We start from the raw sequence: 13,763 nt of genomic DNA, 5'->3' as shown, positions 1-13,763 counted from the left end.
AATAAAGGATCAGTTGGCCTTGAGCATTTTCTCGATCTTATCCAGCGGCATATAACCCGGCACGCGCTCCCCGTTGGGGAAGAAAATCGCCGGGGTACCACTCACACCCAACCCCTGGGCCAGCTTGCTGTTGCGCTCCAGCGGATTGGCACAGTTATCCGAACCACTCGGGGCCTTGCCGTTAATCATCCAGTCATCAAAGGCCTTCAGACGGTCTGACGCACACCAGATCTTTTTCGATTTGACCAGCGAATCTTCCGACAGCAAGGGCACCAGGAAGGTATAAACCGTGGCATCTTTGATGCCTGCCAGCTCCTTGGTCAGCTTCTTGCAGTAACCACAGTTCGGATCTTCAAAGGTGATCAGCGTTCGTTTGCCGTTGCCGCCATTGCCATTCACGCGTTTAATCGCATCCTGCAGCGGCAGCAGGGCCAACTGCTGCTCCGCCGTGATATTGCGATGGGTCTTGCCATCGATCAACGAACCGAAGACGAACACCGAGCCCTTTTCATCGCTGTAGAACAACTGGCCACCCGCATAAATCTCGTAAAGACCGCCCAGGTACGGGGTCTTGATAATCCGCTGTGGTTTCACCCCCAGTTGCGTCTCTACCACTTTTGCCAGGCTGGGCGAGGCAATCTCCTGAGCCAGGACAGAGGCACTGCCCAAACCCATGACCGCTGCGACCCATAAACCGGTCATCATTTTTTTCATCATTTTCTGTTTTCCTATCAGCGCTCGAGCGCGTAACGAATCAACATCGATTTGAGCGGGGTCAGCTTATCGGTCAGCGATAACCCCCAATTACGCAAAGCCCCCAACCCGGGGGCTTTGCTGGCAAACAGTTTGCGCATCGCATCCGTGGCCGACTGCAACATCACCACCTCTTCACGACGGGCACGCTGATAGCGCGAGAGCAACCGCAGGTCTCCCAGATCATCCACGGCTCGCGCATGGCGGATCAGATCGGCCAGCACCCGCACATCCTGAAACCCCAGATTCACGCCGTGACCCGTTAATGGATGAATCCCATGCGCCGCATCGCCAATCAGCGCCACCCGTGGTGCCACCACCTGCGGCACACGTACCAGCTTGAGCGGAAAACCCGCTGCCGGTGCCATCAATTGCAGACGACCCAACTGGTTGCCACCGGCATTCGCTACCCGCTCGGCCAGCGCCTCTGCCGAATCGGCCAGCAAGGTTCTGGCAACGTCTTCCGGTGCCGACCAGACCATCGACATCAGGTGACCACGGTCTGCGCCACCCCCCCCGGCCAAGGGCAGATAGGCCAGTACGCCATCCTCCCGAAACCACTGGTAGGCCGTGCCGAAATGCGGCTGCTCGGTACGGAAGTTCGCCACCACACCCAGCTCGTTGTAGGGATCATGCGTACTGCTCAGCCCGATCTGCTGACGCACCCAGGATTCACGACCATCCGCCCCGACGACCAGTTTGCCCCGCAAGGCAGCACCACCGTCGAGCGTGAGCAGCGCGCCGGCATCGCTCACCTGCAACGCGGCCGGCGTTGCCGGGCAAAAGCAGGTCACGTTGCGCTGGCGACTCACCGTCGTCCACAGCTCCACCGCCATTTCAGAGGATTCCACAATCCAGGCCAGCTCCTCGGTCCCAGTCTCGAAAGCCGAGAAGCTGATTTCGCCGCCCGCATCACCGCGGACGACCATGCGCTCCACGCGCTGCAGGCGATCCGGCGTCAGATGCGCCCAGCAACCAATCTCCGAGAGCAGATCCGCACTACCGGGGCTGATGGCGTACACCCGGTTATCCCACTGCTCAGGCCAGGCCTGCGGCCGCGATGGCGCACGCGCATCAACCAGGGCAATGCGCAGCGAGGTATCGGCCAGCGCCACCGCCAATGCCGAGCCTGTCAGCCCACCGCCGACAATAATCAGATCAAAATCCTGCGCGTGCGCGGTCGACGCAGCGACTGGTTGAGGCGATTCAGCGGCAAGGTGCCGGTGGGAATGATGGTGGCTCATAAGTCAGTGACACGTCGTCTCTTGCGGGTACCCGGTCACCGGGTTCTGTTTGGAAGTGCTCATTCTAACCCGCCCCAGATTACTCAGCACTACGCAAAGCCGTTGTCCGGTGCGCTGGCCTACAAACGTCGCCGTGCCATTGGCGCCTGTGGCCGCACCATTCTTCCAGTTAAAGCGGAACACCGGCCGGCTACTCCCGCCCAACTCGATGCCCGGTAGCCGGTCGGCGTCCACGCGCTGCAGGGCATCACAATCCCCACTCAGACAATCACACTTGGCCTCCGCCGACACCGCATAACACCAGCGGGAACTTCCCTGTCCGGCTAGCTGCACATACATGAAGCGTTGTTGCGCCAAGGCTTCGGCCCGGGCCAGGTTCAGACTCGTCGCCAGGCTTTCAGCAGCCGTCTTCAAACGCTGCCGTTCCTGATAATCCGCAAACGAAGGCACGGCCAACGTACCCAGCAACGCCAGCAAGACCAGACCGATCAACACTTCAATCAGCGTCAGGCCCGCTTCCGCCTGCAACACCCACCGGGCAATCAACGGAGCGGCGCCCCTGAAGCAGCAGGCCCCATACCCGGAGAGGGTTGAGGGTTGAGATTCACCGGTGCCGTGCCGCCTTTCGGCGCTGCCGTCAGGGCCACAATGGCGCCGCCACTCTGAAAAGCGCCCGCCTCGTTAATCTCTACCGTCAAGGTACGGTCCCCTTTAGCAAACACCAGAATACTGGTCTTGGACTTGATCGACGAAATACCTGTCCAGCCCGCCCGGGGAAACTGGTCGCGAAAGAAGGTAAAGGTATCGGTCGGCCCCTGCGGCGTACTGATCACAATACGCCCCGTCCACTGCGAGCCGCCACCCAGAATCATGGATTGATCATTACTGATTTTGGAGCCCTGCGGCAAGGGCATATCGCCCAGCAACTGCTGCTGAATACTATCGAGGCTTTCGGCACTGCCAAAGCCCCCCGAAGCACAGCCACCGAGCGCTCCCAACGTCATTAGGCCGGCCAAGAGCAAAACTTGAGGCTTTATCATCTCGAGCGTCCCATCCATCTCTGGCGTATTTTTACGATGCCATAAGTCTACCCTGAGTCAGTCTGTCTTTCTCAAAGATTCAGAATGTCGTTCGCAAGCCGGTACCATAGGTCAACAGATTCTGGCCGCCCGTGGGTTTCAGGTTATTCGATTGCTGCCCCAAAGCGTAATTCTGGTTAGCCGAGTTATCCAGAAATGATACGACGCCGTAAACCTGTGTCCTCTTACTGAGAAAATATCCCCAGTTCAAGTTCCACTGTCTTGCGCCCAACTGCCCATCATCGCCACCGTTGATATTGCTGTTCCAAACAGCCGAAATTCTGGGCTCGTGTTCACCAAAACGGTAGGAGGCCCCCGCCCAAAGTTGGTTGTTGCTCAATACCTTAGCGCCGGTGGCAATGTTCGATGGTCCGTTGGACTGCAAGTTGTTTCGGACGTACACCGTAGAAAGCTTCAACCCCGGCACGCCCGTATAAGACGTCCCGACCAGAAAACTGGTGTAGTCACCGGCGTTATGAACATTCGTCAACGCATTGGGTGTGATGTTGTAACTGGCTTGTTGAAATGCGAGCTTCGCATTCACCCCATAACCTTCCCAACCCAGGCCAAAACCCCACAGACTCTGCGGCGCCACCGTACAGGCAGAACGGCTGGCGGTTGTCCCACCGCACACCGTTGCATCGGTGGTGTTTGTCGTACCATTATTATTCGAGCCGGTGTAAACCACGGATCCATTAAACCCCAGATAGGTTGGGCTCGAATACATCACCGAGGTGGTGCGAATTGCCGAGTCATACGCCTGTGCCGCAGTAGAGCGATTCGACCCGTTCAGACTTCGCTCGGCAAAGCGCATATTGCCCATCATTCGCGTAATATCAGATGATCCCGTTGCACCAGGCATCACATCAAACCCCGTGACGGCTGCGCGCAACGGCGTTGAGTTATACCCTGCTCGCAAAACGCCATGCCCGCCGGACAAACCTACAAAGGTGTCTCTCAGACCACCAAACAGGCTGCCATTCCCAAACGTAACGCCACCACCCCCTACCATGTTGAGGGTGGTTTCCGCTTGAAACAGTACCTTAGATCCTGCACTCAGCGCTTCATCCGCCCTGAAACCTAACAAGGAGGAGTTGCTCTGAAGATTAAATGCATTCCCTTCTGCGGGCGAGCCCGAGGTTGCGCTGTAGTTTCCCGCCTTGCCACTCATCAAACTAAAGCCTTGGGCAGACACATCGGCCACGCCGTAGACGGTCATGCTGGTCTGTGCCTGAGTCAGGGAGGCCACGCTCATCATGGCAGCGGCCAACAGTGTGTGTTGATGTTTCATGGTGGCTCCAATGCTTGCACCACAAAACTATATCCAGTCAGTATTGGATTTTTATGACCATATCTTGAAGAACCTGTGTCACAACAGCCGGCCAGTCACCCCGGTTTTTCTGACGGAACAACTGCATCCCTGGGTACCACGGCGTATCGGAGCGCTCCAACAGCCAGCGATAATCGGCACCGGTCGGCAACAGTAACCACGTTTCTTTACCCAGTGCACCGGCCAGGTGCGCCACTGCCGTATCGACGGTCACCACCCAATCCAGCCCGACAATGACGCGGGCCGTTTCGGCAAAGTCTGTCAGTTGCGGACGTGTTAGTGGCACATCCGGGTTAGCCGCCAACCAGGCCAGATCATGCCCACGCAAGTCAGGCTGCAAACAGACCCAATCCACCGGCAACTGCAACAGAGGTGCCAGCGTCTCCAGCGCAATACTGCGCGCCTGATCATTCTTATGCCCGGTACTGCCGGACCAAACCAAGCCCACACGTGGCCGTACTGCTGGCGACTCTGCTGCCCAATCACCAGCCCCCGCCACCTGCAGATAGGGTGCCTGAGGAATGGTTTCAAGCATCGTGCCCAGGGCCAGCGGCAGACTCATCAGCGGCGTTGCCCAATCGAACGCGGACGGATCAGCAAAGACCGCCGCACCCACTTCCGCCACAGTCACCCCAGGCCACTGATCCGCCAACAAAGACACGAGTGGTGCCTGCACCGCCAGACTCACCCGGGCGCCCATGGCCTGCAACACCGGGACATAACGGCAGAACTGCAGCGTATCGCCCAGCCCCTGCTCGGCGTAGAGCAGAAGCGATTTTCCGGCCAAGGGGGCCTGACCCAGCCATTGGGGCAGCTGCGGATAACGCCGCTGGTTACCCAACGCGGGTACGGTCCAGCGCGCCTCAAATAGCGACCAGCCAAGCCTGAAGTCGCCTAGAACTAATTTAATCCAGGATTGATGCCACTTAGCGTCTTCATAATCGGGGTTCAAGCTCAGCGCTTTGGCGTAGGCGTTATCAGCGTCTACGTAGCGCTCCAGCGCACCCAGGGCCTTACCCTGATTGAACCAGGCCTGCGCAAAACCTGGGCGCAGCGCCAGCGCCTTATCGTAAGCAGCAAGGGCTTCAGCATCACGCTGCAAATCCTGCAGCACATTGCCCAGGTTATTCCAGGCATCGGCATTCTGCGGTGCCAGACGAGTCGCCTTGCTAAAGTCGGTCAGCGCCGCTTCATAACGTTTCTGCGTGGCCAGTACATGACCACGGCTCATGCGCGCATCCACATCCTCGGGCATCAAGGCAATGCACTGACCATAGGCCTGAACCGCAGAATCTAGCAAACCGAGCTGCTGCAAGGCATAGCCGAAGTTGTAATACACCTCGGGCTGACGCGGATTATGCGCCAGTGACTGACTCAACAGATCGGCCCCCGCCTGAAACTGGCCCTGCTGCAGCAACATCAAGCCCTGGTGATTTAAGCCGTCGATGACTGCGGCACCGGGGGCGCGCGTCTGCACACGGTCAAACGCGGATTTCTTCTTGGCCATCAATGCTGGCTCATCATGGCTGGCTATACGCCCATACCCTGGTTGATCTTGTCATGCTCGGCATGCCAGAGCTCGGCCATCTCGGAGTTTGTGTAATCCTTAAAACACGGCGTACCCAGCGTGTAATGCAGCAGCTTGGCCTCGTAGTTATCCGGGTACTCGGTTGTCAGCCAGTTCCAATCTTTCGGGATCTCGCCAATCAACGCATCCTCCAGCCACGCGAAGCGATGCAGATGTGACCCGGGGTGAGACATCACGTAGGCCGGATCGAGACGCCGGTTTTGCGGGTGCGCACAGTTCCATAAAATTACGCTCGACCAGTTCTTGCGCGGGTAGTCCTGGTTCTTGTTGCCCAGATACTTCTCGTGTGCCTTGGTCTTGTAATCGTGCTGCACCACCATCACGGCTTTGCTTGCGTCGCGTAGCGCCCAGAGTTTGGCAATATCGTCGCGGCAAATCATGTCGCCATCGGCAAAAATGGCCCAACCCTGATAATCCATCAGCCAGGGCGTCAGAAAACGGGAGTAAATGAACGCATTACTACCGTCGGTGTGCTTTTCCACATAGCTGTTCAACGTATTGAGCGCCAACGGGGTAAATGACACCGGCTGCGAGGCCCGTTCCAGAATACTCTGGCAGAAGGTGTGATAGGCCACGGCCTCACGTTGATCAAACCCAATCACTACCTGAATCCGCGACATACCCAACCACACTTTCTACGAATTTTTCAGACAATTAACAATATCGTTAATTGTACCCGTCCAATCGCCCTGTGCCGACTGATGGAAAGTTCGAATTGTCGGATACCAGAGCGAGCCGTCACCCCGCGCTTCTGACCAATACCACAGCTTGCCCGTACGATACGGTAGCATCAGCATCACCGGCTTGGCCAGGGCACCCGCAATATGCACCGTGGTATTACTGGCACTCACCAGCACATCACAGGCATCGACCAGACTCGCCACGCCATCAATATCCTTGGTCAGATCAATCGTCACGGCCCTGTTGAAATGCAGACCTGCTGATTCGGCAGCACGCAGTTCATCCTTAACATCCCCGTACTGCAGATTCACCACGGTACAGCCGGGCAAATGGAAGAAGGGTGCCAAGTCCATGAGATTCACGGATTTATCATTCGCGTATTTGTTGCGGAAGCTGCGCCAGTTCAGCCCGATAATGCGTTCGCCGTTCGGTGCCAGTGCCGCACGGAAGGCTGCCGTTCTCGTAGCATCCGACATCAGTAGCGGCAGCTGTGCCCGTGAGAAATCCGCGACTGATTTGCGGAAGAACTGCGGCAAGCTGCCCACACAGATCTGTGCCGCGATATCGGCTGGCGGCTTCTTGTCCCGACTGAGCACTTCAACATTGGGAAATGAACGCTGGAACAACGGCACCAGACGGGGCTCCAGTTGCAGACACACATTGGGTACGATCTTCAACAGATCTGGCAGCACCGTCGCGAATAGAATCTGATCACCCAGCCCCTGCTCTCCGCGCACCAGCAGTTTGCCGGCAGAAAACGACAAAGGCGAACCATCCCACACCGGCATATCCGGAAGATTTTTAATCCCTAATGACGGCATACCGAAGCGGTGCTCATAGGCCGCCCAGCCATCGGCGAAATCGTGGTGCTCCAACAAAACGTGCCCCTTATTGAAGAGGGCCTCGTCATAATCGGGGCGCAAGGCCACGGCACGCTCATAATCGGCAAGCGCCGCATCCCGCTCGCGCAGACGCGCCTGCGTTAGTCCCCTACCCATCCAGGCTTCGGCATAGTTCGGGTTCAATGCAATCGCTTTGCTATACGCCGCAATCGCTTCGTCAAAACGGTGCATCGCCATCAGGGCCTGCGCCTTGGCATAGTGCACTTCGGCACGCTGCGGTGTGACGGCAATCGCCTTTTCCGCCCAAGTCAACGCCATCGGATACTCACCCTGGTCATACAGGGCGCTGGAACTATTGAGCAATGCATCCGGATGATTCGGCACCAGCTTCAAAGCCCGCTCATTGGACTGCATGGCGCCCTGATGCTTGCCGACCTTATGGCGCGCCAGGCCCAACGCTACCCAGATATCCGGGTTATTGGTCACTTTGCCAACGAGGTAATCGAGATCATTTTCAGCACGGGCAAAGTCTCCGAGCTGAATCAACAGATTGGCCCGGTTTGAGCGGGCTTCCAGATACGAACCGCGCAGCTTAATCGCTGCGTCCAGATCGGCCAGGGCTTCCTGCGCCAACCCCGCCTGGAAGCGGAAGTTGGCCCGATTGAAATAGACTTCCGGGTCTTTGGCATCCAGTGACAGCGCAGCCGCAAATGCCTGCATGGCGGCATCCAACTGACCCATGGCACCCAGCACAATACCCAGCATCTTCTGAGCAAAGGCCTGTTGTGGATTGATGGCTAACGATTGCTGGAAGTCGGCCGCACTCTGCGGCAAACGGTTCTGCTGAAGGGCGACAAAGCCCCGGCCATTGAGCGCTGCAAAGTTATGTGGCTCTCGCTGCAGAATGCTTTCGAACAACTGCCCGGCCGCCGGCAACTGCCCCTGATTCAAAAACTGGAATGCTTGCTGCAATGCCTGTGGTGTGTTCATAGAGTCATTTTAACAGGCAAATAAAAACGGGCGCCGAAGCGCCCGTTTTAAGTACTAATTTGACCTAAGTCAGATTAGAACGTGGTACGCATACCCATACCGTATGTGAACAGGTTCATACCAGCAGCGCCTGTACCCATCTTCGAAGTTTGCTGACCAAGGTCAAAGCTCTGGTTAGCCGAGTTGTTGACGTTCGAAATCAGGCCGTACACTTGTGTACGCTTGCTCAGGTAGTAGCCAACGTTGGCAGTCCACTGACGCGAACCCAGCTGCTGAACGCTCGAGCCATCCATGTCGCTGCTGAACACGGCAGAAACACGCGGTTCCCAGTTGCCCATACGGTACGATGTACCCATCCACCACTGGTTGTTCGAGATCTTGCCAGCGCCATTTGTGGTCAGAGCTGTCGGGCCGTTGGTACCCAGCGAGTTACGAACGTACACGCCCGAAACCTTCAGACCTTGGATACCTGTGTACATGGCACCAACCAGGTACGAAGTGTAGTCGCCGTAGTTGCCAGCGTTCAGGTTCGTGGTCGAAGCCAGTGTGTTGTTGTTGTTCTGCTGGAAGGCACCCTTGACGTTCACGCCGTAGCCAGTCCAACCCAGGTTCAGACCCCAGGCGCTTTGCGGAGCGATCGAGCAAGCCGACAGCTGTGCGTTTGTACACTGAGTAGCTTCAGTTGCGTTGGTGGTACCGTTGTTGTTCGAACCGGTGTAGGCGATCGAAGCGTCAAAGCCGTACAGAGTCGGCATTGCGTAGGCGATAGCCGTTGCACGCAGCGATGTACCGTACTGAGCACCCGACATACCGAACTTCATCTGAGTCATTTGCTTTTCGATCTGACCCGAACCCGTTGCACCCGGCATCACGTCAAACGAAGTCAGAGCCGAACGCATCGGCGTCGACAGATAACCAGCCAGACCTGTACCGTACTTGGTGTTCACACCAACGAACGAGTCACGCAGACCGCTCGAGAATACGCCACCGCTGTTACCGTAAGAAACACCCGACTTACCAGCCGTACCATTTTGGTTACCAGCCAGATCCAGCGTAGTTTCAGCCTGGAACAGGGCCTTAACGCCGTTGCCCAGATCTTCACTGCCCTTGAAGCCCATCAGCGAGGAGTTCGACTGAACTTCCATAACGCTACCGTCAGCGTTGTAACGAGCCTTGCTGTTCGAAGCCGTAATACCCTGAACCGACAGGTCAGCAACACCGTAGATGGTCACGTTGGTTTGTGCGAAGGCAGCGGTCGACAGGCCGGCAACTGCCAGAGCAACGATTTTCTTTTGCATTAGAGATTCTCCTCTTAAGATTGATGGCACCAGCTGCGCTGGAACCAGGAACCTCTCATCGGATGAGTGGTTGATCGGATTGTGGAACACCGCGCAGGGCAAAGCAACTTAAATACAACAGATTTGGTCTGAGAGTGTTGTTTTGTTGCAACAATGCAACACTTGTGGCTTTTAGACCCCAGGCGCATTCGCCAACGTGCCGGGTGCCCGATCAAAAGCAGCCTTTTCTTTAAGCCAACCTTTAAGCCCTTCAGACAAGCCCATGGCTTCAGCCAGCCGCTTTAATCTATTCTGGTTCAGCATGCTTATATCTAGGTCTAGCGGTGGCGGTGTCATGTGGCTTCTGCTGGTTGCACCCAGATACAGCCAATCCAGAAATGCTTTTTCTGGGGTGGCTCGCTGGTAGGGCAGCTGTTCAAGACAATCGTCCAGCAAGCCGGCCAGATGAATCAGATCGAATGGCATGGCCTGAAATGTAAATAGGCCACCCTGCGTTTCAACCGTGCCGGTGCTGGGTCGGGCAAAACCGTAAGTGCTTTTTCCGCTTTTTAGCTTTGCGGGCGGCAAGGCAACCACGCAGGTGACCCAGGATGTGTAGTTATTCAATACACCGGCATCGCCCAAAACTTTTTGTAGGCTAACGATGGCGCCACGACAAATGGCACCGGCCGCTTCATCTAACTGCACTGCAGGATTAACCAGCGCATTGATAAACAAGCCGCGGCGCACGGTTTTGAGGAGGCCGCTTTTTTTCATGTAGGCGATCCAGCGTTTTTGGGTGGCTTCAGAAGCGGCGATACCGGCCATTGCAAACCACTGCACGAGCTCACCGCTCGTTAATACCCGAGGACAATCCGGGTCGCGTAGAATCTGCAACGCGAGGTCGAGCTTAAAAGCCATGGCAAATCTGCTCAATCGCGCCAGCGACATCAGCACACCAGGTCGCCCATGTTTCTTCGGTGACCTCGTCTGCGGTGGCGCGCCCGACGAACGGCAACAATTCTGTTTTGAAGGCGTTGTAATGAATGCCGCCAACCTTGGCCCACACCGCTGTAGCAAATTCATGCAGCGGCTCAGGCTCAACCAAGTCATGCAGACCTTCTGGTGTCGCGCCTACGTCAAGCATGCGTTTGATGTCGTACACATCACGGGGCACATTCCGCTCCGGACTCATGAGCGCCGCGATCTTGGTAGCCAGCAATACGTTGAGCGGGTAGACACTCATCGTGATGGGTGCCAGACGATAAGACGGCGGTGGCTTTAATGGCAGCGCTGTCTTATATTGATCGGCAAAGCTTTCGTGCCGACCAGAGGCTTCTGCCTTAAAGCTGAAAACGGTCCCGAGCAATGGCGAGCGGCTGAAAGCCTAATAGGGATGGGTCGATAACCTGCATTTTATGTAGCACTCAGGCGAACAACCTTGCCAGCTCGACACCCGGCTCTGGGGCACGCATAAAGATAATGAGCAACTTTTTTGATTAACCTTGATTTTGTAGCGCTAGACGCTACAATGCAACTCATGATTAAAGCATTCAGACACAAAGGACTCAAAATGTTCTTTGAGACCGGAAGCAAAGCGGGCATTAGACCGGACCATGCGCCGCGGCTCGCCCGTCAACTACGACAACTCAATGACGCAGCAGGCCCTGCAGACATGAACATCCCCGGCTGGCGACTGCTCCAACTTTCTGAAAACCGTGATGGCCATTGGTCGGTAACGGTTAATGGCAACTGGCGAATGACCTTTATGTTTGAAGCGGAAGATGCCGTTCTGGTTGATTATCAGGACTACCACTAAAAGGAAACCATAATGAGCAGAATGTTTAACCCACCCCACCCCGGTGAAACTTTGCGAGAGGATGTACTGCCAGCGCTCGGACTAACAGTCACTCAAGCAGCGCTTGAGCTCGGCGTTAATCGCGTGACACTGTCACGCGTTCTCAACGAAAAGGCCGGCATTAGCGTCGACTTTGCGCTACGCCTTGAGGCTTGGCTTGACGGGCCCAGCGCCGAAAGCTGGCTCAAGGGGCAACTTGCTTACGACCTATGGCATGCAACGCAACAGGCGAAGCCGACTGCCGTGGTGCGCCACGCCGAACTGGCTGCCTAGTCGTCGGCAAATAACCTAGCGAGTTCCACACCCGGCTCTGGCGCCCGCATGAAAGCCTCGCCTACCAGGAAGGTATTAATGTCGGCATCACGCAGCACCTGCACATCAGCCGGCGCCAGGATGCCGCTCTCGGCCACGACGATACGATCTGCCGGGATACGGTCTTTCAAAACCAACGTTGTATTGAGCGACACCTCGAAGGTGCGCAGGTTGCGGTTATTAACCCCAATGAGCGGGGTTTTAAGGGTGAGCGCACGCGTAAGCTCTTCCCCATCGTGCACTTCAACCAGCACGGCGAGACCCAGGCTCAAGGCATAAGCCTCCAGATCATGGAGCTGTGCATCGGTGAGTGCGGACACAATCAGCAGAACGGCATCCGCACCAATGGCACGGGCTTCGGCGATCTGCCAGCGGTCAATGATGAAGTCTTTGCGGATCACCGGCAGGTCACACGCGGCGCGTGCCTGCTGCAAATAGGTGTTGGCACCCTGAAAGTAATCCACGTCGGTCAGCACCGATAGACACGCCGCGCCATGCGCGGCATACGAGGCGGCAATGGCTGCCGGATCAAAGTCTGCGCGGATGACGCCTTTAGACGGGCTGGCCTTTTTAACTTCGGCAATCACCGCCGGCTGCTTAGCGGCAAGCTTGGCTCGAATGGCCCCGACAAAGTCATGCGGTGCCGGCTGCACTTTTGCCCGCGCTTCCATGTCGGCCAAGGAGTGCCGGGCATAACCGGCTTTGACTTCGACTTCTTTGGTGGCGATGATTCTGGCGAGGATGTCGCTTTTTGTGTTCATACTGTCTTCTTATAGGGTGTTCGTGCAGGCGACAAATTCGTTGAGTTTCTTCAACGCCGCACCAGAGGCGATGACTTCACGGGCTTGCGCCACCCCCGCAGCGATGCTGTCGACCCGGCCGGCCGCATAGAGCGCCGCGCCCGCATTCAACAGGACGATATCCCGCGAGGGGCCTGCCTCATTGGCGAGCACGGCGTTCATGCGGGCAATCGATTCAACCGGGTTGGCTACTTGCAGCGCACTAATGGGCGCCCGCGACAAACCAAAGTCTTCCGGCGCGATCTGATATTCGTGGACTTCGCCGCCCTTCAGCTCGCCGATCAGTGTGGGGCCGGCCAACGACACTTCGTCCAGACCATCCAGCCCATGCACCACCAACGCACGGCGGCTGCCCAGGCGTTGCAGCACACGTACCAGAATACCCACCAGATCGGTATGGAACACACCGAGCAGCTGCGTGCCGGCATGGGCCGGGTTGGTAAGCGGGCCGAGAATATTGAAGAGCGTGCGCACGCCCAGCTCTTTACGCACCGGTGCCGCATGCTTCATGGCGCTGTGGTGATTGGGCGCAAACATAAAGCCAATACCCGTTTGAGCAATGCTCTGCGCCACCTGCGCTGGGGACAGATCCAGTTTGGCCCCCAATGCTTCCAGCGCATCGGCACTGCCGGACTGGCTTGAGACGGAGCGCCCGCCGTGCTTGGCCACACGCGCACCCGCCGCGGCCGCGACAAACATCACGGTCGTGGAAATATTAAAGGTGTGCGCACCATCCCCTCCGGTGCCCACGATATCCAGCAAGTTATCCGCATCATCCACTGTGACGCCGGTGGCAAACTCCCGCATGACGGCCGCCGCTGCCGCGATCTCTTCAATACTTTCTTTCTTGACGCGCAAGCCGATAAGGATGCCGGCGATCATAACGGGCGAAACTTCCCCCGACATGATCTGGCGCATCAGCGAGGTCATTTCTTCATGAAAAATCTCGCGGTGCTCAATCAGGCGCTGCAGGGCCTCTTTGGGGGTAAAGACGGTATCGGTGGTCATG

General features: G+C 57.0%; 15 protein-coding genes. 2 read left to right on the top strand and 13 right to left on the bottom strand.

Translation table 11 applies throughout. The annotated features are described in order from the left end of the window. Window positions 1–9: 9 nt before the first annotated feature. The 11 genes from AC3GOJ_RS05115 to AC3GOJ_RS05065 all read right to left on the bottom strand — a co-directional run bounded on the left by AC3GOJ_RS05115 (window position 10) and on the right by AC3GOJ_RS05065 (window position 11,153). Window positions 10–717 (bottom strand): DsbC family protein, encoded by a 708-nt coding sequence (locus tag AC3GOJ_RS05115; RefSeq protein ID WP_488236387.1) that lies wholly within the window; start codon window positions 715–717, stop codon window positions 10–12. A 14-nt stretch (window positions 718–731) separates the two neighbouring features. After that, window positions 732–1,997 carry a UbiH/UbiF family hydroxylase gene (locus AC3GOJ_RS05110; RefSeq protein WP_488236386.1) on the bottom strand — a complete coding sequence of 422 codons (1,266 nt, stop codon included), beginning with the start codon at window positions 1,995–1,997 and terminating at the stop codon, window positions 732–734. Window positions 1,998–2,000: 3 nt separating this feature from the next. Beyond that, a complete protein-coding gene (locus AC3GOJ_RS05105) occupies window positions 2,001–2,543 on the bottom strand; it encodes a GspH/FimT family pseudopilin (protein WP_488236385.1) in 543 nt (180 codons plus the stop codon). Further along, window positions 2,540–3,037 (bottom strand): hypothetical protein, encoded by a 498-nt coding sequence (locus AC3GOJ_RS05100; protein ID WP_488236384.1) that lies wholly within the window; start codon window positions 3,035–3,037, stop codon window positions 2,540–2,542. Before AC3GOJ_RS05100 ends, AC3GOJ_RS05105 begins: the two co-directional genes overlap by 4 nt. Before the next feature lie 79 nt (window positions 3,038–3,116). Next, window positions 3,117–4,367, bottom strand: a complete 1,251-nt coding sequence (locus AC3GOJ_RS05095; RefSeq protein WP_488236383.1) for a porin — start codon at window positions 4,365–4,367, stop codon at window positions 3,117–3,119. A 37-nt stretch (window positions 4,368–4,404) separates the two neighbouring features. Beyond that, window positions 4,405–5,913, bottom strand: coding sequence for a tetratricopeptide repeat protein (locus tag AC3GOJ_RS05090; RefSeq protein WP_488236382.1), 1,509 nt, complete (start codon window positions 5,911–5,913; stop codon window positions 4,405–4,407). 23 nt (window positions 5,914–5,936) lie between these two features. Then, window positions 5,937–6,614, bottom strand: coding sequence for a glycosyltransferase (locus AC3GOJ_RS05085; RefSeq protein WP_488236381.1), 678 nt, complete (start codon window positions 6,612–6,614; stop codon window positions 5,937–5,939). Between the two features lie 15 nt (window positions 6,615–6,629). Continuing rightward, on the bottom strand, window positions 6,630–8,507 hold the full coding sequence (locus tag AC3GOJ_RS05080; RefSeq protein ID WP_488236380.1) for a tetratricopeptide repeat protein: 1,878 nt from the start codon (window positions 8,505–8,507) through the stop codon (window positions 6,630–6,632). Window positions 8,508–8,581: 74 nt separating this feature from the next. Continuing rightward, window positions 8,582–9,805, bottom strand: a complete 1,224-nt coding sequence (locus AC3GOJ_RS05075) for a porin (RefSeq protein ID WP_488236379.1) — start codon at window positions 9,803–9,805, stop codon at window positions 8,582–8,584. A gap of 171 nt (window positions 9,806–9,976) precedes the next feature. Next, window positions 9,977–10,705: a hypothetical protein gene (locus tag AC3GOJ_RS05070; protein ID WP_488236378.1), complete on the bottom strand. Its 729-nt coding sequence runs from the start codon at window positions 10,703–10,705 to the stop codon at window positions 9,977–9,979. Further along, on the bottom strand, window positions 10,695–11,153 hold the full coding sequence (locus AC3GOJ_RS05065; RefSeq protein ID WP_488236377.1) for a nucleotidyl transferase AbiEii/AbiGii toxin family protein: 459 nt from the start codon (window positions 11,151–11,153) through the stop codon (window positions 10,695–10,697). Before AC3GOJ_RS05065 ends, AC3GOJ_RS05070 begins: the two co-directional genes overlap by 11 nt. A gap of 162 nt (window positions 11,154–11,315) precedes the next feature. On the opposite strand from AC3GOJ_RS05065, the gene AC3GOJ_RS05060 reads away from it, so the two are divergent. Together AC3GOJ_RS05060 and AC3GOJ_RS05055 are read left to right on the top strand one after the other, a co-directional pair. Next, window positions 11,316–11,603 (top strand): type II toxin-antitoxin system RelE/ParE family toxin, encoded by a 288-nt coding sequence (locus AC3GOJ_RS05060; RefSeq protein WP_488236376.1) that lies wholly within the window; start codon window positions 11,316–11,318, stop codon window positions 11,601–11,603. 12 nt (window positions 11,604–11,615) lie between these two features. Next, on the top strand, window positions 11,616–11,915 hold the full coding sequence (locus AC3GOJ_RS05055) for a HigA family addiction module antitoxin (protein ID WP_488236375.1): 300 nt from the start codon (window positions 11,616–11,618) through the stop codon (window positions 11,913–11,915). On the opposite strand, the gene trpC is transcribed toward AC3GOJ_RS05055, so the two are convergent. Both trpC and trpD read right to left on the bottom strand, forming a co-directional pair. Further along, the gene (gene trpC / locus AC3GOJ_RS05050) at window positions 11,912–12,715 is read right to left on the bottom strand and encodes an indole-3-glycerol phosphate synthase TrpC (protein WP_488236374.1); all 804 of its coding nucleotides are present in this window, start codon (window positions 12,713–12,715) and stop codon (window positions 11,912–11,914) included. The two genes, AC3GOJ_RS05055 and trpC, sit on opposite strands and share 4 nt — an antisense overlap. 9 nt (window positions 12,716–12,724) lie before the next feature. Beyond that, window positions 12,725–13,762: an anthranilate phosphoribosyltransferase gene (gene trpD, locus AC3GOJ_RS05045; protein ID WP_488236373.1), complete on the bottom strand. Its 1,038-nt coding sequence runs from the start codon at window positions 13,760–13,762 to the stop codon at window positions 12,725–12,727. Window position 13,763 lies beyond the last annotated feature (1 nt).

The organism is Fluviibacter sp. (genome assembly GCF_057744235.1).
The sequence above is the reverse complement of the archived record's forward strand: the minus strand, read 5'-3'. Positions and strand labels throughout refer to the sequence as shown.

Excerpts from the sequence above, each read along its gene's own strand:
- AC3GOJ_RS05115 (WP_488236387.1), bottom strand. The coding sequence starts at position 717 with ATGATGAAAAAAATGATGACCGGTTTATGGGTCGCAGCGGTCATGGGT.
- AC3GOJ_RS05110 (WP_488236386.1), bottom strand. The coding sequence starts at position 1,997 with ATGAGCCACCATCATTCCCACCGGCACCTTGCCGCTGAATCGCCTCAA.
- AC3GOJ_RS05100 (WP_488236384.1), bottom strand. The coding sequence starts at position 3,037 with ATGATAAAGCCTCAAGTTTTGCTCTTGGCCGGCCTAATGACGTTGGGA.
- AC3GOJ_RS05095 (WP_488236383.1), bottom strand. The coding sequence starts at position 4,367 with ATGAAACATCAACACACACTGTTGGCCGCTGCCATGATGAGCGTGGCC.
- AC3GOJ_RS05090 (WP_488236382.1), bottom strand. The coding sequence starts at position 5,913 with ATGGCCAAGAAGAAATCCGCGTTTGACCGTGTGCAGACGCGCGCCCCC.
- AC3GOJ_RS05085 (WP_488236381.1), bottom strand. The coding sequence starts at position 6,614 with ATGTCGCGGATTCAGGTAGTGATTGGGTTTGATCAACGTGAGGCCGTG.
- AC3GOJ_RS05080 (WP_488236380.1), bottom strand. The coding sequence starts at position 8,507 with ATGAACACACCACAGGCATTGCAGCAAGCATTCCAGTTTTTGAATCAG.
- AC3GOJ_RS05075 (WP_488236379.1), bottom strand. The coding sequence starts at position 9,805 with ATGCAAAAGAAAATCGTTGCTCTGGCAGTTGCCGGCCTGTCGACCGCT.
- AC3GOJ_RS05070 (WP_488236378.1), bottom strand. The coding sequence starts at position 10,705 with ATGGCTTTTAAGCTCGACCTCGCGTTGCAGATTCTACGCGACCCGGAT.
- AC3GOJ_RS05060 (WP_488236376.1), top strand. The coding sequence starts at position 11,316 with ATGCAACTCATGATTAAAGCATTCAGACACAAAGGACTCAAAATGTTC.
- AC3GOJ_RS05055 (WP_488236375.1), top strand. The coding sequence starts at position 11,616 with ATGAGCAGAATGTTTAACCCACCCCACCCCGGTGAAACTTTGCGAGAG.
- trpC (WP_488236374.1), bottom strand. The coding sequence starts at position 12,715 with ATGAACACAAAAAGCGACATCCTCGCCAGAATCATCGCCACCAAAGAA.
- trpD (WP_488236373.1), bottom strand. The coding sequence starts at position 13,762 with ATGACCACCGATACCGTCTTTACCCCCAAAGAGGCCCTGCAGCGCCTG.